Annotated in this window: 20 protein-coding genes and 1 riboswitch; of the genes, 19 read left to right on the forward strand and 1 reads right to left on the reverse strand. The window is 34.4% G+C overall.

What is annotated here, in order from left to right:
• Positions 1-295: 295 nt before the first annotated feature.
• Entirely contained in the window at positions 296-811 is a 516-nt protein-coding gene (locus AC2TDS_RS15835) for a hypothetical protein (protein WP_484736552.1), read from the reverse strand.
• A gap of 240 nt (positions 812-1,051) precedes the next feature.
• Between AC2TDS_RS15835 and AC2TDS_RS15840 the strand changes: the two genes are divergently transcribed.
• The 19 genes from AC2TDS_RS15840 to metH all read left to right on the forward strand — a co-directional run bounded on the left by AC2TDS_RS15840 (position 1,052) and on the right by metH (position 20,572).
• Positions 1,052-1,459 carry an RrF2 family transcriptional regulator gene (locus AC2TDS_RS15840; protein ID WP_484736553.1) on the forward strand — a complete coding sequence of 136 codons (408 nt, stop codon included), beginning with the start codon at positions 1,052-1,054 and terminating at the stop codon, positions 1,457-1,459.
• A 118-nt stretch (positions 1,460-1,577) separates the two neighbouring features.
• Entirely contained in the window at positions 1,578-1,847 is a 270-nt protein-coding gene (locus tag AC2TDS_RS15845; RefSeq protein WP_484736554.1) for a DUF2061 domain-containing protein, read from the forward strand.
• Positions 1,828-2,451, forward strand: coding sequence for a phosphoadenosine phosphosulfate reductase domain-containing protein (locus AC2TDS_RS15850; RefSeq protein ID WP_484736555.1), 624 nt, complete (start codon positions 1,828-1,830; stop codon positions 2,449-2,451). Before AC2TDS_RS15845 ends, AC2TDS_RS15850 begins: the two co-directional genes overlap by 20 nt.
• Before the next feature lie 11 nt (positions 2,452-2,462).
• The gene (cysD, locus tag AC2TDS_RS15855) at positions 2,463-3,368 is read left to right on the forward strand and encodes a sulfate adenylyltransferase subunit CysD (protein ID WP_484736556.1); all 906 of its coding nucleotides are present in this window, start codon (positions 2,463-2,465) and stop codon (positions 3,366-3,368) included.
• A 67-nt stretch (positions 3,369-3,435) separates the two neighbouring features.
• On the forward strand, positions 3,436-4,683 hold the full coding sequence (gene cysN / locus AC2TDS_RS15860; RefSeq protein WP_484736557.1) for a sulfate adenylyltransferase subunit CysN: 1,248 nt from the start codon (positions 3,436-3,438) through the stop codon (positions 4,681-4,683).
• A 181-nt stretch (positions 4,684-4,864) separates the two neighbouring features.
• The gene (locus AC2TDS_RS15865) at positions 4,865-5,212 is read left to right on the forward strand and encodes a 4Fe-4S dicluster domain-containing protein (RefSeq protein WP_484736558.1); all 348 of its coding nucleotides are present in this window, start codon (positions 4,865-4,867) and stop codon (positions 5,210-5,212) included.
• Positions 5,213-5,246: 34 nt separating this feature from the next.
• Positions 5,247-7,349, forward strand: coding sequence for a ferredoxin-like domain-containing protein (locus AC2TDS_RS15870; protein ID WP_484736559.1), 2,103 nt, complete (start codon positions 5,247-5,249; stop codon positions 7,347-7,349).
• 11 nt (positions 7,350-7,360) lie between these two features.
• Entirely contained in the window at positions 7,361-8,140 is a 780-nt protein-coding gene (gene cobA, locus AC2TDS_RS15875; protein WP_484736560.1) for a uroporphyrinogen-III C-methyltransferase, read from the forward strand.
• A gap of 102 nt (positions 8,141-8,242) precedes the next feature.
• Positions 8,243-8,827, forward strand: coding sequence for a precorrin-2 dehydrogenase/sirohydrochlorin ferrochelatase family protein (locus tag AC2TDS_RS15880; protein WP_484736561.1), 585 nt, complete (start codon positions 8,243-8,245; stop codon positions 8,825-8,827).
• Positions 8,828-8,830: 3 nt separating this feature from the next.
• On the forward strand, positions 8,831-9,886 hold the full coding sequence (locus AC2TDS_RS15885) for an NAD(P)/FAD-dependent oxidoreductase (protein WP_484736562.1): 1,056 nt from the start codon (positions 8,831-8,833) through the stop codon (positions 9,884-9,886).
• Complete coding sequence (locus AC2TDS_RS15890; protein ID WP_484736563.1) at positions 9,886-10,218, forward strand: 2Fe-2S iron-sulfur cluster-binding family protein; 333 nt, start codon at positions 9,886-9,888, stop codon at positions 10,216-10,218. The genes AC2TDS_RS15885 and AC2TDS_RS15890 overlap by 1 nt, the downstream gene beginning before the upstream one ends.
• Before the next feature lie 144 nt (positions 10,219-10,362).
• Positions 10,363-11,106 (forward strand): serine O-acetyltransferase EpsC, encoded by a 744-nt coding sequence (gene epsC / locus AC2TDS_RS15895; protein ID WP_484736564.1) that lies wholly within the window; start codon positions 10,363-10,365, stop codon positions 11,104-11,106.
• A gap of 21 nt (positions 11,107-11,127) precedes the next feature.
• Positions 11,128-12,018: a cysteine synthase CysM gene (gene cysM / locus AC2TDS_RS15900; RefSeq protein WP_484736565.1), complete on the forward strand. Its 891-nt coding sequence runs from the start codon at positions 11,128-11,130 to the stop codon at positions 12,016-12,018.
• Positions 12,019-13,290: 1,272 nt separating this feature from the next.
• The gene (locus AC2TDS_RS15905; RefSeq protein ID WP_484736566.1) at positions 13,291-13,704 is read left to right on the forward strand and encodes a VOC family protein; all 414 of its coding nucleotides are present in this window, start codon (positions 13,291-13,293) and stop codon (positions 13,702-13,704) included.
• 166 nt (positions 13,705-13,870) lie between these two features.
• Positions 13,871-15,313 carry an amidohydrolase family protein gene (locus AC2TDS_RS15910; RefSeq protein WP_484736567.1) on the forward strand — a complete coding sequence of 481 codons (1,443 nt, stop codon included), beginning with the start codon at positions 13,871-13,873 and terminating at the stop codon, positions 15,311-15,313.
• Between the two features lie 553 nt (positions 15,314-15,866).
• Positions 15,867-16,367 carry a hypothetical protein gene (locus tag AC2TDS_RS15915; RefSeq protein ID WP_484736568.1) on the forward strand — a complete coding sequence of 167 codons (501 nt, stop codon included), beginning with the start codon at positions 15,867-15,869 and terminating at the stop codon, positions 16,365-16,367.
• Between the two features lie 144 nt (positions 16,368-16,511).
• A complete protein-coding gene (locus tag AC2TDS_RS15920; protein ID WP_484736569.1) occupies positions 16,512-16,670 on the forward strand; it encodes a hypothetical protein in 159 nt (52 codons plus the stop codon).
• Positions 16,671-16,714: 44 nt separating this feature from the next.
• Positions 16,715-16,822, forward strand: a riboswitch (SAM riboswitch).
• 53 nt (positions 16,823-16,875) lie between these two features.
• Positions 16,876-17,904 (forward strand): homocysteine S-methyltransferase family protein, encoded by a 1,029-nt coding sequence (locus tag AC2TDS_RS15925; RefSeq protein WP_484736570.1) that lies wholly within the window; start codon positions 16,876-16,878, stop codon positions 17,902-17,904.
• Positions 17,897-20,572: a methionine synthase gene (gene metH / locus AC2TDS_RS15930; protein WP_484736571.1), complete on the forward strand. Its 2,676-nt coding sequence runs from the start codon at positions 17,897-17,899 to the stop codon at positions 20,570-20,572. The genes AC2TDS_RS15925 and metH overlap by 8 nt, the downstream gene beginning before the upstream one ends.
• The last annotated feature ends 88 nt before the right edge of the window (positions 20,573-20,660 follow it).

Consider the following 20,660-nt stretch of genomic DNA (forward strand, 5'->3'; position numbering starts at 1 on the left):
GTCTATAGGTGATGCTATTGTACATTGAATTGGAGGGTATAAAACAACAAGCATGACTGCATGGAAATGATTGCGTAATTTCACTTAAGAATCGGTATAAATGGTATATATGGTTTTAGTTTACATTGTATAGATTTAAGTATAAATAAGAAAAAATAAAAGAGTAGATTAAGGTTGTTATTTACGAACAGGTTTTAGAGATCGTCAATATTGATAGATGACCTGTTTTCTATCTAGATTTTCACGAGGTTTTTGATAAGATGCTAAAACAAGCCTTTACTACTGTAAAGCACTTTTATTGGTTTTGTATTGGTTTCCATTTACCTTTTCTAAAATACATATTATGGAATTTTTTAGATGTAAAAACTAAATAGAAGTTCCACCAAGATTCTCTATAAGTTGTTGGATTCGTTTCCGTAATATGATGATTTGGGCTAGTCATTTTTAACACTAATCTTTCAGAATTGTATGGCTTTACGGTGGTTATGATTCCTTTGTTGATAGATACTACATTTCCGTTTTCCATGGTATAGAGAAATATGGAGTCATTGTCGGTTATTTTTATTTTATAATGATTGTATTGCCAATCAGCTTGCTTTCCTTTAAAAAAATTTCGATCAATGATGTACTCACCATAATAATCTTCTTTTTTAAGAACATTGTCAGGAATTAAGCTCGCGATTAATGAAAGTCCAATCAGAATAAATATAGGGACCCAAATGCAACCTATAGCTTTAAAGAATACATCTTTTTTAGTAAAGCTTCCTAGTAGAAATAGTAGTAATGTTAAAGGAAGTATGATAAAAATCATTCCTAGGTTAAATCCAAATCCCATATCTGTTTTTATACAGTTGCAATGTTTGTCTAATACACAAATATATAGATATTTTAGTTTAGTAATGTTGAGCGTAGAGTATGACGTTGCCTAAGTGAAATTCTAAATATGCAAACTGCATATGTTGTCGGTAATAGGAAGTGATCAAATAGAAAGTGAGAGTATTCAATGAATTAATATGAAACCTTTAAAAGGGAAAACCCATATATTTGTGATATGCTTTCGAAAAAAACTAAATATGGAATTAAAGCACTAACCTTTATAGCGAAACAAGATAAAGGAACCAAAGTGCAAATAGCAACAATTTCCGAACGAGAAAATATATCACATAAGTTTTTGGAGAGTATACTACTTACATTGCGCAAAGCAGGCTTGTTAGGAGCGAAGAAAGGAAAAGGAGGAGGTTATTATTTACTTAAAGAGTCCAGTGAGATTAAAATGACGGAAGTTATTAGAACGCTTGAAGGACCAATAGCCATGGTGCCTTGTGTTAGTTTGAATTTTTATGAAAAATGTGATGACTGCCCAGATGAAGAGGCCTGCTCGGTTCACAAGTTAATGATTCAAGTGAGAGATAATACCTTGAAAGTCCTCAGAAATACTACGTTAGCAGACCTAGTTTAATTCAACAGATTGATGTTTTATTGTTAATTTTTTAATTTTTTCTTTCATATGAATAAAGAGTGTTTATATTTGCGCATTCTAAAACCTACTAATCCGATAGGGTAAATGTGTTTTAAAAATGATTATAGAGCAGATACTAGAAAATAAAACAAATTATAAAATAGATAAGCATGCTGAAAAACCAATTAGAAGCATTGCGAAATCTATAAGTTGGAGGGTAGTTGGTACTATCGATACAATTCTCATTTCTTGGGTAATTACAGGACAAGTAAGAACAGCCTTTTCTATAGGCGCAATTGAGTTGGTTACAAAAATGGTGTTGTATTTTTTTCACGAAAGAGCATGGAACAATATAAAATGGGGTAAAAATGAATTTAGAAATGATTGATTTAAAAGAAGTAAATAAGAAGTTAAAGAATAAAAGCCCACAAGATATTGTAATGTGGGCGCTTGATATTGCCAGTAACCCTGTAGTTACCACTAATTTTAGACCTTATGAGAGTGCTATTTTACACTTGATAACTTCCTCAGATAAGGAAATTAGTGTTATTTGGTGCGATACAGGTTACAATACAACACAAACCTATAAGCATGCGGAACAATTGATTCATGAACTGAAGCTAAATGTGCATTTATATGTTCCAAAACAAACCGTGGCGCACCGAAATTCAATCTTAGGTTTACCAACAGTTGATGACCCTAGTCATTCGGTATTTACAGAGCAGGTAAAATTAGAACCATTCAAAAGAGCGATGAATGAGCATCAGCCAGATGTTTGGTTTACGAATCTGCGTAAAGGGCAAACTGCCTTTAGAAATAGCATAGATATTGTGTCAAGAAGTAAAGACGGAATACTGAAAGTAAGCCCTTTTTATCATTGGTCAGATGAGGAATTAAACGAGTATTTGGAAGAATATGGTTTGCCAAATGAACATAAATACTTCGATCCAACAAAAGTGGAAAGTACTAGAGAATGTGGTTTACATATTTAAAAAACATGATTATGAATACGAACATTATAAAAGTGGGTGCCCTAGAAAGCGAAGCTATCTATATTTTAAGAGAAGTAGTCTCACAATTTGAGAAACCAGTACTGTTGTTTTCGGGAGGGAAAGATAGTATAACCTTGGTACGACTTGCTCAAAAAGCATTTTATCCAGCAAAAATTCCATTTCCGTTAATGCATATTGATACTGGGCATAATTTTATAGAAACGATAGAATTCAGAGATCTGTTGGTAAAAGAGTTAGGCGTTGAATTAATTGTACGTAAGGTACAAGACAATATAGATGCAGGTAAGGTAAGAGAAGAAACAGGAAAGTATGCAAGTAGAAATATGCTGCAAACAGAAACCTTATTAGATGCCATAGAAGAGTTTGGTTTTGATGCTTGCATCGGAGGAGCACGAAGAGATGAAGAAAAAGCAAGAGCTAAAGAACGTATTTTTTCTGTAAGAGATGATTTTGGCCAATGGGACGAAAAAAATCAACGACCAGAGTTGTTTGATATGTTAAACGGACGAATAGATTTAGGGCAGAATGTACGGGTTTTTCCGATTTCTAACTGGACAGAGCTTGATGTTTGGTCATATATTCAACAAGAAGAGATAGAAATTCCATCTATATATTTTGCACACAAAAGAGAAACGTTTATTCGTGATGGTCTTATTTGGTCGGTAAATGACGAGGTTGTATACCGAGAAGATGATGAAGAAGTAACAGAGAGAACAGTTCGTTTTCGAACCGTTGGCGATATGAGTTGTACAGCGGCAGTTTTATCAAAAGCTACTGACATTGATACGGTTGTAGATGAAATTAGGGTAGCTACTATATCAGAAAGAGGCGCAAGGATAGATGATAAGAGATCGGAAGCAGCCATGGAAAAGAGAAAGCAGCAGGGATATTTCTAGATAAGAATACACATAAACAATAAACCATTGGGTGGTATAAGACTCATGGTAAAAACAATATACGAAGATGAACGTACTAAAAATAGCAACAGCGGGAAGTGTAGATGATGGAAAGAGTACTTTAATAGGACGTATTTTATACGACACGAAATCACTAACCGAAGATAAATTACAAGCGATAGAAGAAAAAAGTAAGCAACGTGGCTTTGACTACTTGGACTTTTCATTAGCAACGGATGGCTTAGTGGCCGAACGTGAACAAGGAATTACTATTGACGTAGCCCATATTTACTTTTCAACGTCCAAAACTAGTTTTATCATTGCTGATACACCAGGTCATATTGAATACACTAGAAACATGGTTACTGGCGCATCAAATTCGCAGGCGTCAATAGTTTTAGTAGATGCAAGAAACGGGGTTGTAGAACAAACATATCGTCATTTCTTTATTAATAATTTATTAAGAGTAAAAGACATAGTTATTGCCGTAAACAAAATGGATTTGGTGAATTATTCTGAGGAAAAATTTCGTCAAATTAAAGGAGAAATTGAACATTTAGCGCAAAAGAGCGGGTATCATAATCAACAGATAACATATATTCCCATCTCTGCATTACACGGAGATAACGTGGTCAAAAAATCAGAGAGGATTACTTGGTATAAAGGAGAGAGCTTACTAAGTCACTTAGAGAGCTTAGAGTCAGAAGATGTACAAGAAATTTCACAAGTCCGTTTTCCAATTCAAAATGTAATACGACCTAAAACCGCCGAGTATCACGATTTCAGAGGCTATGCAGGTAAGTTGTATGGCGGAGATTTGTCGGTAGGAGATGACGTAACGATTCTTCCTTCTACTCGAAATTCTACCATAAAAAGTATTCATTTTTTCGATAAAAATTATCAAGAAGCGAAAAGAGGAAGTTCTATCAGTCTTACGCTTGCAGACGATGTTGATATTAGTAGAGGAGATATGTTGGTGAAAAAGGGAGAGGAACCTCAAGTACGTAAGCAGATTGAAGCGACGATCTGTTGGATGGATAAGACTCCTTTGCAAGTGTCACAAAAGTACCATATCAAACATGGTGTCAATGATGCACAGGTTAAAATAACCAGCATAACATCATTAATACATACAGATTTTTCTGGAAAAGATGAAGACCCTTCTCAATTAGCATTAAACGAAATAGGAGAGGCTTCTCTAAAAGTAAGTAAACCATTATTTGTAGATAGTTATCAGAAAAACAAAGCGAATGGAGTATTCATATTAATCAATCCAAAAACAAATAATACAGCAGGAATTGGTTTTATAAAGTAATGAATTCCGAATAATGTCATGGAGCTTAGAAATAAGGTTTAAAAGAGTAAAAAAACGATTAGTTTCTTGTTAATAGCATTTATGGTAAAATGAAAAAACACAATGAAGTTTTTGAAGTTGAGGTTTTTTCATGGTAACATAGATTTCCTAATGGATAATTCGGGTTAAAAAAGAGGACACAATGGCAATTATAATAACAGACGAGTGTATAAACTGTGGAGCATGCGAACCAGAATGCCCAAATACAGCAATTTATGAAGGAGCTGATGATTGGAAGTATAGTGAGGGAACTTCTCTTGAAGGAGTGCTAGAGTTACCGAATGGTCATAGTATTGATGCAGATGTATCTCAAGAACCTATATCAGACGAGTATTATTTTATCGTACCGGACAAGTGTACAGAATGTAAAGGATTTCATGAAGAACCACAATGTGCAGCAGTGTGTCCTGTAGATTGTTGTATTCCAGATGATGACCATGAAGAAAGTGAAGAAGAGTTACTAGCAAAACAGGTGCTCTTGCACAATTAGTATTAATGCTTTTAAAAGCAAATTAGGAGAAATCATGCAAAGTTTTAGATCAGAAATAGAAAACCCAGTTGTAGAAAAAGATATTCTAGAATTAGAACGTAAAATACGTTTATTTAAAGAAGGAAAAATAGACGAAGAGCGTTTTAGAAGCTTGCGTTTGGCCAGAGGAGTATACGGTCAGCGTCAGTTTGGTGTGCAAATGATACGTATTAAGTTGCCCTATGGTAAAATTACAAGCCAGCAATTGCATAGAATAGCAGATGTTTCTGATGAGTACTCACGAGGACGTTTACATATTACCACTCGTCAAGATATTCAGATTCACCATGTGAGTTTAGATAGAACTCCTGAGTTATGGGCACAGTTAGAGAAAGATGATATTACCTTACGTGAAGCATGTGGTAATGCCGTTCGTAATGTGACAGCTTCAGAAACCGCAGGAATTGACCCCAAAGAACCTTTTGACGTGACTCCATATGCACATACAACCTTTGAATTCTTTTTGCGTAATCCAGTATGTCAAGAAATGGGAAGAAAGTTTAAAATATCATTCTCTTCAACAGATGATGATACGGCATTAAGTTTTATGCATGATTTAGGATTTATCGCCAAAATCAAAGTGGTAAATGGCAAACAAATAAAAGGGTTTAAGGTGTTATTAGCTGGTGGACTTGGATCGCAACCTCGCCAAGCAGATGTAATGTATGAGTTTTTAGAAGCTGATTTGTTGATTCCTACAATAGAGGGGGTTTTACGAGTATTTGATCGATATGGAGAGCGTGCTAAAAGAGCAAAGGCAAGACTGAAATTTTTAGTTAAAGATATAAAGTTAGATGGATTTTTGACGTTAGTTAACGAAGAAAGAAAAGCATTGGCATATCAGTCATATCCCATTGACGCATCAGTATTTGAACAAGAAATTAAATTCGAAACAACAACGGTGCCATCGGTACTAATTAAAGACGAAGAATCTTACCTAAACTGGAAAAAAACAAATGTAATTCAACAAAAACAAGAAGGCCTTTATGCGGTGGGGATAAAGGTTCATTTGGGAGATTTTTATACGGATAAAGCGAGGCTTCTGGCAGATTTAATAAAAAAATATGCCGCAAATGAATTGCGATTTACGTTACGTCAAAACATACTGATCCGTCATGTTCGTGAAGAATTTTTACCGTTGTTTTACACAGCGCTAGAAAAGCTTGGGTTTACAGAATTAGGGTATAACAGTACTGTTGATATCACAGCTTGCCCAGGAACAGATACCTGTAATTTAGGAATAGCCAGTAGTACAGGGATAGCCACAGAGTTAGAGCGTGTGCTAAAAACTGAGTATCCGCAATATATACACAATAAGGAAATAGCAATTAAAATTAGTGGTTGTATGAATGCCTGTGGACAACACAATATGGCTCATATTGGGTTTCAAGGGATGTCTATTAAAGTAGGAAACCTTTTAGCGCCGGCTTTACAGGTATTAATTGGAGGTGGAGTTGTAGGAAACGGACAAGGACGGTTCTCAGATAAGTTAGTGAAAATACCGAGTAAAAAAGGACCAGAAGCGCTGCGAACTTTATTACAGGATTACGAAACTCATAAAGAGGAAAAGGATACTTTTTTGAGCTATTATGATACAAAGGGGAAGGCGTACTTTTATGGTATTTTAAAGCACTTATCTGATACGTCTAATTTAAAGGAAGACGATTTCATTGATTGGGGGCACGATAAAAACTATGTAAAGGCTATTGGAGTAGGGGAATGTGCAGGAGTAGTCATTGACTTAATTGCAACCTTACTGTTTGAAAGTGAAGAAAAGTTGAACGCTGCAGAGGAGGCTTTCAAAGAAAAACAATGGGCAGATAGTATTTATTATGCATACGCTGCCATCATAAATACCGCAAAGGCATTATTAACCTCAGAAGGTGCAAAAACAAATACACAAGCAGGAATTATTAAAAATTTTGATGAAGCCTTTATTAACACGAACAAAATAGTGCTACCCACGACATTTTCAGAATTCGTACATCAAATAAATAGAAACGACCCCACGGAAGTGTTTGCAGAGAAATACCTTCAAGAAGCAAAAACATTTTATAAAACCATAGATGCTTTTAGAAAAGTCATTGTTGAAAACTAAAAAAAACGAACATGAATAAGCAACCTAAATTAACAGTGGTAGGAGCCGGACCAGGTGACGTAGAGTTAATCACTCTGAAAGCTATAAAAACGTTAAAGTGCGCGGATGTTGTTTTATACGATGCTTTGGTAGCTCCAGAACTTTTAACCTATATACAGCCTGAGGCAGAGGTGATTTTTGTAGGTAAACGAAAAGGTTGTTATCGGTATCAACAAGAACAAATAAATGAATTAATTGTGGCTCGCGGTCATTCTCATGGTCATGTTGTACGCTTAAAAGGAGGGGATCCTTTTATTTTTGGAAGAGGAGCTGAAGAAATGGAATATGCAGCCAAACAGGGGTTAGAAGTAGCCGTTGTCCCAGGAATTTCATCTTCTTTTGCCGTACCAGCATACCAAAACATACCTCTAACCAAAAGAGGGAGTTCAGAAAGTTTTTGGGTAATTACAGGAACGACAAAAGAGCATGTACTATCTAATGATGTAGCACTAGCAGCAAAATCTACTGCGACCGTAGTAATTTTAATGGGTATGGGTAAATTATCAGAGATCATAGGATTATTTAAAAAGGAGAATAAAAATGATGTACCCGTAGCGATTATCCAAAATGGAACGACACCAGAAGAAAAGGTGGGAATAGGAACTGTGAATACAATAGAACGAATTGTTGATGAAAAATCATTAAGTAATCCAGCCATAATCGTTTTGGGAACTGTGGTGAATCATCGCAATGAATTATTGGAGTTACAAAGAGAAGCAGTACAAAAAGAAGTGATACCGATATTTAGTTAGAAGTACACAATCATTTACTAGAGCAGATGCTTGTGTTTTAGCTATAGATTAGTATTCAAATAAATAAAAAGATCGATAAATTAATATCAGAAATAGTAGTTTATGATGACGGAAGAAAGAAATAATCTGTACCCTGTATTTTTAAAAGTAAAAGAACTGGAGATTTTAATTGTTGGAGGCGGTTATGTGGCAGAAGAAAAGCTAGCTTTTTTACTAAAATCTAGTCCTAATGCAAAAGTAACTATGGTGTCTCCATTATTCAGAAAAGGAACTATAAAAGAAGCTGAAAAAGCAAATGTACTCATGATTACTGATGTGTATAAAAGTGACTATTTAAAGAGGAAGCATATGGTCATTGCAACGACTGATAACTCAGCAGTAAATAGAGAAATTTATAAAGATTGTAGAAAGCAGAGCAAATTGATAAATGTAGCTGATAACCCACCATATTGTGATTTTTTCATGGGAGGTATCGTAACCAAAGGAAATGTGAAAGTGGCTATTTCTACAAATGGAAAATCGCCAACTACGGCTAAGCGATTACGTCAATTTTTTGAAGAAGTAGTGCCAGAAGATATCAATCAATTAGTTCAAAACCTACATAGTTACAGGCAAACAATTAAAGGAAACTTTGCGAAAAAAGTACAAACATTGAATAAACTAACTGAAAGTTTAGTTAAACTATAAAAAATGATAAAGACAGACATATTAATTATAGGAGCAGGACCAACAGGGTTATTTACCGTATTTGAAGCAGGATTATTAAAATTACGTTGTCACCTTATTGATGCTTTACCACAACCAGGGGGGCAATGCTCAGAAATATATCCTAAAAAACCAATTTATGATATACCAGCATACCCTGAAATATTGGCGGGAGATCTAACAAGGAATTTGATGGAGCAAATAAAACAGTTTGAACCTGGGTTTACCCTAGGGGAAAGAGCTGAGACTATTGAGAAACAAGATGACGGAACCTTTGTTGTAATTACCAATAAAGGAACAAAACATCAGGCACCAGTGGTGGCGATTGCCGGTGGTTTGGGAAGTTTTGAACCACGAAAACCTCAAATTGAAAATATAGTAAAATTTGAAGATCACGGGGTAGAATACATGATAAAAGAACCTGAATTATATCGCGACAAAGAAATAGTAATTGCTGGTGGAGGAGACTCTGCTCTAGACTGGTCTATTTATTTAGCGGATATAGCTAAATCGGTTACTTTAATTCACAGAAGAAATGAATTTCGTGGTGCTTTAGACTCTGTTGAAAAAGTTCAAGAATTAAAAAATATTGGTAAAATTACCCTAATAACTCCTGCTGAGGTTAAAGGTATTTTAGGAGAAGATCACGTGACAGGGGTTGCGGTAGAACAAAAAAATAAAGAACCTTTTATTGTGGATGCCGATCATTTTATTCCCTTATTCGGATTAGCACCCAAACTAGGTCCCATTGCTAATTGGGGTTTAGCGATAGAGAAGAATGCGATCAAAGTAAATAATGCGCTAGATTACCAGACAAATATCCCCGGAATTTATGCTATTGGAGATGTCAACACATATCCAGGAAAATTAAAATTAATTCTATGTGGGTTCCATGAAGCAACGTTAATGTGTCAAAGTGCGTACCAACGTATTCACCCAGATAAAAAGTACGTGATGAAATACACCACGGTAGGTGGTGTTGAAGGGTTTGATGGTACAAAAAAAGAAGCACCTAAAGCTGTAGTAAAGGCAATTGAATAATGGAACAAGATGTTACAATAAAAATAACGGACCGTGAAGGTGTGTTACATGAAATTATAGCGCCTACGGATATGGCAATGAACTTGATGGAGGTGGTTCGTTCTTATGAATTAGCCCCAGAAGGAACGATTGGTATTTGTGGAGGCATGGCCATGTGTGCTTCATGTCAGTGTTATGTAAATTCGGAACATGACTTACCTGATATGTCTGATGATGAAGACGCGATGTTAGCTGAGGCATTTGACGTACAGGAGAACAGTCGCTTAGGATGTCAAATTCAAATCACTCACCAATTAGAGGGGTTGGAAGTTGAGTTAGCACCGGAAAGTTAATGATATCGACTGAATCTTGAAAGTATCCTTTGAGTTCGGTTCATTCATTAAAAGGTTTCAAATCATCGGGATTATACCATCGCTGTAGTAGAAGGAAATTTAAAGTTAAAACGGTATTATTTATAAAAAACAGGGAACAGTACAATGCAATTCAAAAGCTACAATTTATCATTAAAAGACGATGTAGAGCTATTTACAAAGCACCTGTTATATGCGTTGTTTAACAATGCATGTCAAGGAAATAACAAGCAACTAAGGGAGAGGTTTTCTCATATTTTAAAGGACCTACATGTGGAAGGAGGAAATAATGTTTGGAAATTATTTCAAGAATCTTTTCAGGCTACAAGAGCGATGCTAGATTTAGATGCACGGGCATTTGAAAATGCTGATCCGGCTTGTAAAAGCTTAAAAGAAGTGTATTTGGCATATCCTGGTTTTCATGCAATCGCAGTACATAGGTTAAGTCATACATTGTATATAATGAACATTCCTATTTTACCTAGAATGATGAGTGAGTACGCTCATGGATTGACAGGAACAGATATACATCCAGGTGCAATAATTGGAGAATCATTTTTTATAGATCATGCTACGGGAATTGTAATTGGAGAAACTACGGTTATAAAGAACAATGTTAAAATCTATCAAGGAGTTACTCTAGGTGGAATCCAAGTAAAGAAAGAATTAGCATCCACTAAAAGACACCCAACCATAGAAAATAATGTAACGATTTATGCCAATGCAACCATCCTTGGAGGGAGAGTAGTCATAGGCAGAGATACTATTATTGGAGCCAATGTGTGTGTAACTGAATCCGTTTCAGAAGGATCTATTGTTATGTATGAATCTGAAAATAAAATAACTCATAGGAAATCATATGCAAGATGATTTTCTTTAAACAAGGAACTAATGAAAACTATGACAATAACTGATAGCATAGGGAATACTCCGCTGATAGAAATATCATCAATATTAAATAAAAAAGGAGTACGATTATTGCTGAAACTCGAGGGGAACAATCCGGGAGGAAGTGTTAAAGATAGAGCTGCTTATAACATGATTGCCGCCGCAATCAAAAGAAAAAATATAAGACCTGGAGATTATCTGGTTGAAGCAACTAGTGGAAATACAGGGATAGCTTTAGCCTTGATGGCAAAAGTGTTAGGGGTGAATATGGTTTTGATTATGCCTGAGAATGCGACAGAAGAACGTGTCAAAACAATGAAATCGTACGGAGCAGAAGTCATTTTAACACCAGCAAGTAAAGGAATTGAAGGGTCACGTGATAAAGCAATGGAACTTCGTTATAAAAAAGGGTATTTTATGTTGAACCAGTTTGAAAATAATGATAATTGGAAGGCTCATTATAAAACTACCGGTCCTGAAATATGGAAAGATACGGAAGGAGAAGTAACGCACTTTGTGTCGGCAATGGGCACTACTGGAACAATAATGGGAGTCTCTACCTATTTAAAAGAAAAGAATCCAGCTATTCAAATTATAGGAGCGCAACCTAAAGAAGGGTCTAGTATTCCAGGGATAAGAAGATGGTCACCTGAATACCTACCTAAAATTTTTGATAAAAATAAAGTAGATAAAACCTATGAGGTAAGTAAAGACGAAGCTACAGAAATGACACGCAGACTGGCGAAAGAAGAGGGAATAATGGCAGGTATGAGCAGTGGTGGGGCTTTGCAAGTAGCACTACAAGTAGCTAAAGAAATAGATAAAGGTGTTATTGTAGCCATTGTTTGCGATCGAGGGGATAGGTACTTGTCATCGGAGTTATTTGATTTATAACAGATAAACCGATAAAAACTTTTTTGTGTTATGAAAAACAGAGCTGTTCATTACGGAACACATAATGTTTTCAAATCACAAAAGGAACAACACCATTGCTGATGTTAATTTATTGATGGTAATTATTACGGTCAATTCAAATGGTAAATGATATTACTCTTTACTTTTAATTTTTTGATAAATTTTGACTAGGATAAAATCTATAAAAAGAGTATTCCTATTTGAATTAATTGCCATATAGCTATCCCCAATTTATATATTTAAAATTTATCGAAATAATAACTTTAAAAGGTCAGATAAACAACTCTCTAGAATGTATTTGCCGTACTTCTTTGTAAAGTCTGGTAAAAATAAGTCACTAAAAACCAAAACAGGTAAGTATGAGCCCTACTTTTAGTAAGGTTCAACCTTACTTTTGTTTTTCTAACAGCCTATAAATTCAAAAAATAACCCATTTGAATATGACTAAAAAGGCAAAAAACGTTCATTTTAAGATGAATATATTTTTGTAGTCATATTATACGATTTACAAATAAATATTTCGCATATCTATTGTTTCTTTTGTGGCTATTTTTGCGTTATAAAACTTAACTATAGCTTGGCTATGCTAAAGTTTTATGCCTTAAACTAACTTAAAATAATTCAATACCTGGATACGAAATATTTATTTGTAAATCGTATTACATCAAAATGAATCAGTCTATGATGAATTATTTATCCGCTGTCTTTACTGTATTATAAATTATACTATGCAATTCGGGTTAAAATTAACTAAGGTGAAATAGTCGTTTATCTTATTATCAATTTCAGTTATAAGTTTATTTTTTGGAGAAGATAACCGTGATAAATTTTCAATAGAAAAAGGAATCTAGAACGAAATCATTTTTTATTGGAATGAGATCTGGCATTAATTATAGTTTGTCTAAAAATAGAGTGCTTCAAGCCAATTTTGGTGCTCTTGGTTATGATTATACTTCACTAGAATCTGATGGTAAAGGCAGTCATAAAACAAATTCCTTTATATTTAATTTTAGTTCATCAGGTTTTGTTTTTGGATTATTCGTACTTTTATAGGCTAGTAAAGATAGCAACTATGATCGTTAATTACGGGATGATATTCTCACAAGTCATTCGGAAATGGGGTTATATGCAAAGCGTTGTAATTGTGTGTTTTATGATTTAATTTACTAGTAAGTAAAAACGAAAAAAGGACGTTTTATTACGGTAATTTTAATTAGTAAATGGTATTAAATTAAAACGAACGAAAAATTAATGTATCAGCGAATAGCTCATATTGCTCTAGTAGTTAAAGATTACGATGAGGCAATTGAATTTTATACTAAAAAATTGGATTTCACACTTCTTGAAGATACAATAATTGATAAAAACAAGAGATGGGTGATGGTGGCGCCTCCTGGCGCAAAAGAATGTTGTTTGCTACTTGCGAAAGCGGCTAACGACAAACAAAATAAAAGTATAGGAAACCAAACAGGAGGAAGAGTTGGCTTTTTCCTTTTTACAGATGATTTTTGGAGAGATTATAATAAAATGAGTGATAGAAAGATAAACTTTGTAAGACCTCCAACCGAATTTGAATATGGAATGGTTGCTGTGTTTGAAGATTTATATGGAAATATGTGGGACTTGATTGAACCGAATGAAAAAAATAAAGGAGTTATAAAATAAGAACGAAAGTAGTAAGGTTTACAACGGAGTTATGCCAGACTTAACTATGTGTAAACCTACTAAGAGTGAGAAAGAAATTAAAAACAACCAACAATAGGAATTTGCATAAAGAACCAAGCAAGTGAGAGTAAGGCGTACTTTAATACAATTATTAAATACAGGAACTATGAAAAGAGAATTTGTAATCATTCTATTGACTTTTATAGCAATAATCTATAGCTGCAAAGAAAATAGAAAGAACAGTTCACAACCAGAAAACAAGCAATATAGAAATAGTACTTATATAATTCAAAATGTGAATTTAATACCTATGACACTGAAAAATGAAGTTATAGAAAATGCTACTATTGTCATTAAAAACAAAAAGATTATAGCCATTAATGATACCATTCCAACGAATGGAAAAACAATAGATGGAACTGGAAAATGGTTAATCCCAGGGCTCATTGATATGCACGTTCACACCAATGCAGATTTAAACTTCAGAGAAAACGCGCCTACTCAAGGTGCTACTTTTTTTATGGATACACAAGAGGTGATGACAACATATATAACCAATGGTGTTACAACTATATTTGAACTTGGAGGACGAGTTGAACATTTTGGACAAAGAAATGAAATTGCAAAAGGAAAAGTCATAGGGCCTCGGATGGCAATAGCACCGATTATAAACGGAGGCGAATCCAATAATGGTAGAAGAATCGTTAACACAGCCGCAGATGCACGACAAGCTGTTAGAAGTGCAAAAGCAGAAGGGTACAATTTTATAAAAACGTATTCTCATTTAACTATAGAGTCTTTCAAAGCACTTGTAGATGAAGCTAAAAAACAAGAACTAAAAGTAGTCGGACATATTCCAGATGCCTTTAAGGGGCAAACAGAAGAAGCTTTTATTCCTCATTTTGGATTAGTTGCCCACGCAGAGGAGTTTTCTAAACAGATAAGAAAACAAACTAAGACAAAAAAAGATGCTCAATATTTTGCCCAATTAGCAAAAGAAAATAATACCTGGTTAATCCCTAATTTGATAGCTATCGTTAAGATAAGAGATCAAGTTCAATCGCTCGATTCGATTCGATTAATGAAAACGTTAAAGTACGTACATCCACTTTTACAAGATAAATGGGTAACATCGAACAATTATCATAAAGATGCAAGTCCAAAATTTATCAATTATTTAGACAGCATAATTACATTTCATAAAGAAATAGTCGTGGCTTTTAAAAATGCCGGAGTGCCTATGCTTGCTGGAACTGATGCAGGTACTTCTGGTATAGTAACCGGTTTCTCACTTCACGACGAGTTAGAGTTATTGGTTGAAGCTGGTTTAACAAATGAAGAGGCTTTAATTTCCGCAACACGATTACCTGCTCAATGGTTAGAAATTGAGAACAATGTCGGAACTATCGAAGTAGATAAATATGCAGACCTTATTTTATTAGAAGCGAACCCTCTTGAAGACATAAAAAATACAAGAGCTATCAATGGTGTATTTGTTAATGGAATTTGGTGTGATAGAGAAAAAATTGATAAAATGCTTTCAGATTTGGAAGTATCGAATTTGTCAATGAAAGAAAAGTACACATGGAAAAACAGAAAGAAATATTGATATAAAAAACTACGTCTTGCTAACTATACGGTATGTCGATAAGTTAAGGTTATATCTCTGTTGTACACATATGGATAAAACATATAATTGAACTTATCACAAGCCCCTTTTATAAGGTGTTTTTTATGTCAAAAATTTATACAAACGAAAAAGAAATGCCATCTCTGATATTATACCATTCCGGATGTAATGCCAGTTATTGTTTGAATTTACTGTAAAAGAAAATGAGTGTTTTTTCTTTATATAAGATAGAAAAATCAATACTAGCAGTAGCTATGATTTCTTTTTTTATTGAAATAGAAAGGGAAAAACGACGTTTTAGTACTATAAAATCAAATGGTAAATGTATTAGTTAATCGATCATAACTCAGACGTGAATGCAAGGAAATGATAGGATAATTTTATCGAGGAGTCAATATAAACACAGGGTTGAAATTTAAAAAAGCACTCCGTACTTATAGGGACTAAACTTTTGATGATGTTTGTATTTGATTTACTTTAGCAGTATAATAATGTGTTTTACATTCATATAAATAAGTTACGTGTAATTTTGATGGAAATATTATTTGAAAATAAAAAACGGAGGATTAATTGCAATGATATAATAAGGAGTGTATTTGTAATTGTGCCAATTACAGCTATTTTATGGGGTTTATGGTTAAGTTTAATTACTTGGACAGAACCAGAATTGAATGAAATATTCAGGTACATTTTGTTTTTTGAAATTATTATGATAATTAAAATAATAGTACTTGTTTCTAGAAAACATTTGGAAAGTATTAGTTTTGATGAAGACGAAAAAAAAATAATTATCATCCAGTTTAGAATTTTCAAAGCGTCAACAAAAACAATTTTTAGATTGAACGAATTAAAGGTTTCGGAATTAAAGTTTATACCTTTTTCTTCCTTTGCATTATCTAATTGTTTTACCGTGAATGACGACCAAAATAAAATAAAAATATCTACTGCTGGATACGGGGTAAAAGAAATTAAGATTCGAGAAATTCATAAAAAACTATACAGCTCCAATAACACTGAATACCGATATTCCTGAGCTATAGATGTCTGTTGTATAGATAAGAGTAATGCGATATCGTGTGTTCATTTGCCATAATGATACCATCTGTGATATCAAGTTCTTAATGATACCCATAGAATTATACCAGTTATTGTTTGAATTTACTGTAAAAGAAAATGAGTGTTTTTTTCTTTATATAAGATAGAAAAATCAATACTAGCAGTAGCTATGATTTCTTTTTTTATTGAAATAGAAAGGGAAAAAGGACGTTTTAGTACTATAAATTCAAATGGTAAATATATTATATCAAAATTAAAGGATATAAACATTGTAGATTAATAAATAATCTAATAACTTTGCACCATAGTTCATTAACTTAATTGATGTTATCAAGAAAGGTGGAGGGAATAGACCCTTTGAAACCTTGGCAACCCTTTGTTTGTAAAAACAAAGAAGGTGCTACGTTCTACTGTAATACAGAGAGATAACGAAAAGAATTTTACTTCCTCTTTTCCTGATAACAAAACCATTTTAATTGTCAGGAATGCACAACATATACACAGAAATACAAAAGAGAATATTAGTACTAGACGGTGCTATGGGTACCATGCTTCAGGAATACAAATTTTCGGAAGAGGATTTTCGTGGAGAACGGTTTAAAAACTACCCAAGCTCATTACAAGGAAATAACGATTTATTATCGATTACACAACCAGAAGCGGTAAAAGAAGTACATCGAAAATATTTTGCAGCAGGCGCAGATATTGTAGAAACAAATACGTTTTCTGGTACCACCATTGCTATGGCAGATTACCAAATGGAAAATTTGGTATATGAACTAAATTATCAATCGGCAAAAATAGCCAAAGAAGCAGCGGATGAATTTACCCTAAAAGAGCCCCACAAACCAAGGTTTGTAGCAGGGTCTATTGGGCCAACCAATCGTACAGCAAGTATGTCTCCTGATGTAAATGATCCAGGGTATAGAGCAGTGACATTTGATGAGTTGCGTATAGCGTATAAAGAACAAGTAGAGGCCTTATTAGATGGCGGTGTTGATTTGCTATTAGTTGAAACAGTATTTGATACGTTGAACGCAAAAGCAGCCTTATTTGCTATTGAGGAGGTTAAAGAGGAACGAAAGATAAGTGTTCCCGTCATGGTTTCTGGTACCATAACCGATGCTTCAGGGAGAACATTATCGGGCCAAACAGCAGAAGCTTTTTTAATTTCTATCTCACATATTTCCTTATTATCAGTTGGCTTTAATTGTGCTCTAGGAGCAAACCTATTACAGCCGCATTTAGAAGCAATTGCCTCTAGAACAAAATTTGCCATTTCTGCGCATCCCAATGCCGGGTTGCCAAATGCTTTTGGTGAATATGATGAAACACCTGATGAAACGGCTTCTCAAATAGAAGAGTATTTAAAAAAGAACCTCATTAATATAGTAGGAGGCTGCTGCGGCACAAGACCGGCGCATATTAAAGCAATTGCTGAGGTAGCAGGTAGGTATCAGCCAAGAAAAATTAATTTGAGCCCTTTGAGAATTAATACAGGAACAAATGAATGAAGAAAGAAAATACATGAAATTAGCTGGGTTAGAACCGTTGATTATAACACCAGAAAGTAATTTTATCAATGTAGGTGAGCGTACGAATGTAGCAGGCTCTAGAAAATTTCTTCGATTAATAAAAGAAGAGGAATTTGACGAAGCACTGGCAATTGCAAGGCACCAAGTTGATGGAGGGGCTCAGATTATCGATATAAATATGGATGATGGTTTAATTGATGGAAAAGAAGCCATGATTCGTTTTTTAAACTTGATAGCGGCCGAACCTGATATAGCAAGAGTCCCTATTATGATTGACAGCTCAAAATGGGAAATTATTGAGGCGGGCTTGCAAGTGGTTCAAGGTAAATCCGTCGTTAATTCTATCTCCCTAAAGGAAGGTGAAGAAAAATTTATTTGGGAAGCTACGCAAATAAAGAGATATGGGGCAGCTGTGATCGTCATGGCTTTTGATGAAACGGGGCAAGCAGATACATATAAGAGAAGAATAGAAATAGCAGAACGCTCGTATCGGGTTTTAGTAGATAAAGTAGAATTTCCTCCAGAAGACATCATTTTTGACCTAAATATATTTCCGGTGGCAACAGGAATGGAAGAACACCGTAAAAATGCCATAGACTTTATTGAGGCAACACGATGGGTTCGTAAAAACCTGCCACATGTAAGTGTTAGTGGAGGCGTTAGTAATGTTTCTTTTTCGTTTAGAGGAAACAATGTAGTGCGAGAAGCCATGCATTCGGTGTTTTTATATTATGCTATTCAAGCAGGAATGAATATAGGAATAGTAAACCCTGCTATGTTAGAAGTGTATGATGATATTCCTAAAGACCTTTTAGAGCGTATAGAAGACGTAGTATTAGATAGGAAGGATGATGCTACAGAACGTTTGTTAGAGTTTGCAGATACCGTAAAAGGAAAGAAAAAAGAAGATGATGAAAAGGTGTTAGAATGGAGAAATTTGCCGTTGCAAGAACGTATAACCCATTCATTGGTAAAGGGAATAGATGCCTTTATTGAAAATGACGCAGAAGAGGCTAGAGTAAGTGTAAAAAGCCCAATTGAGGTGATAGAAGGGCATTTAATGGCAGGAATGAATGTTGTAGGTGATTTATTTGGAGAAGGAAAAATGTTTTTACCACAAGTAGTAAAATCTGCTCGTGTTATGAAAAAAGCAGTAGCGTATTTAAATCCGTTTATAGAAGCTGAAAAGAGTGAAGCGCAAAGGGCGCTTGGAAGGATATTAATGGCAACCGTGAAAGGTGATGTGCATGATATAGGTAAAAACATTGTAAGTGTTGTTTTAGGATGTAATAACTATGAAATTATCGATTTAGGAGTGATGGTACCTCCAGAGAAAATCATTCAAATAGCGAAAGAAAAAAATGTTGATGCTATTGGCTTAAGCGGACTGATTACGCCTTCTTTAGATGAAATGGTATATCTGGCCAAAGAAATGGAGCGTCAGAATTTTGAAATTCCATTGTTAATCGGTGGAGCTACAACTTCTAAAGCGCACACAGCGGTAAAAATAGATACACAATACAAAAATGCAGTGGTGCACGTGAATGATGCATCTAGGGCGGTAACAGTAGTGGGAGATTTGTTAAATAGAAATACTAAAAATGAATACGTAGCTAAACTTAAAAAAGATTATGAAGAGTTTCGAGATAAGTTTTTAAAAAGGGGCAAAGAAAAAAGGTATATAACGATTGATCAAGCACGAAATCGCAAATTTAAAATAGATTGGAATACTACAAAAATAATGAAACCGAAAGAACTAGGCGTTCAAAAACTAGAGCAGGTTAGTTTGAAAGATTTAGTGCCATTTTTTGATTGGAGTCCATTTTTTAGATCTTGGGATTTGCATGGAAAGTTTCCAAACATTTTAGATGATGAAATCGTTGGTGAACAAGCCCATAGTTTATATACAGATGCTCAAAAAATACTGCAACAAATTATAGAAAAACAATGGTTGAAACCGAAAGCAATATTTGGATTGTTTGAAGCGAATACCATTAATGACGATGATATTTCTATTCAGAGAAAAGGGAAGGAAGTAGCTGTGTTTAGAACACTGCGCCAACAATTAAAAAAACGTGAGGGTAAAGCAAGTTTTGCTTTAGCAGATTTTATAGCGCCGGAAACAACAGGAAAACAAGATTATATGGGGTGTTTTTGTACGGCTATTTTTGGAGCAGATGAGCTTGCGCAAAAATACAAGGATACACATGACGATTATAACGCTATTATGGTTCAGGCAATTGCTGATCGTTTTGCAGAGGCTTTTGCGGAATATGTACATTATCGAATTAGAACCAAGCATTGGGGATACGCGGTTAAAGAGAATTTAACCAATGATGAATTGATTATGGAAAGCTATAAAGGAATACGGCCGGCACCAGGGTATCCAGCATGTCCTGATCATTTAGAAAAAGAAACTATTTGGCAGTTATTAGAAGTAGAAAAGAATATAGGGGTAACACTTACAGAAAGTATGGCTATGTGGCCTTCAGCCGCAGTTTCTGGCTATTATTTTGCTAATGAAGAAGCTAAATATTTTGGTTTAGGAAAAATAACAGATGATCAAGTAAGAGATTATGCCGCTAGAAAGAACATACTTTTAGAAAAAGCAAGAAAATGGTTGCACCCTAATATAGCCGATAATTAATAGGTATTCGGAAAATAGACAGGGACTACCTATACTAAAATACATATTGAAAAAAGAGTATTAAATGATTAATTCTTTTATAGAAATA

The sequence above is a fragment of the Tenacibaculum profundicola genome, from assembly GCF_057220795.1.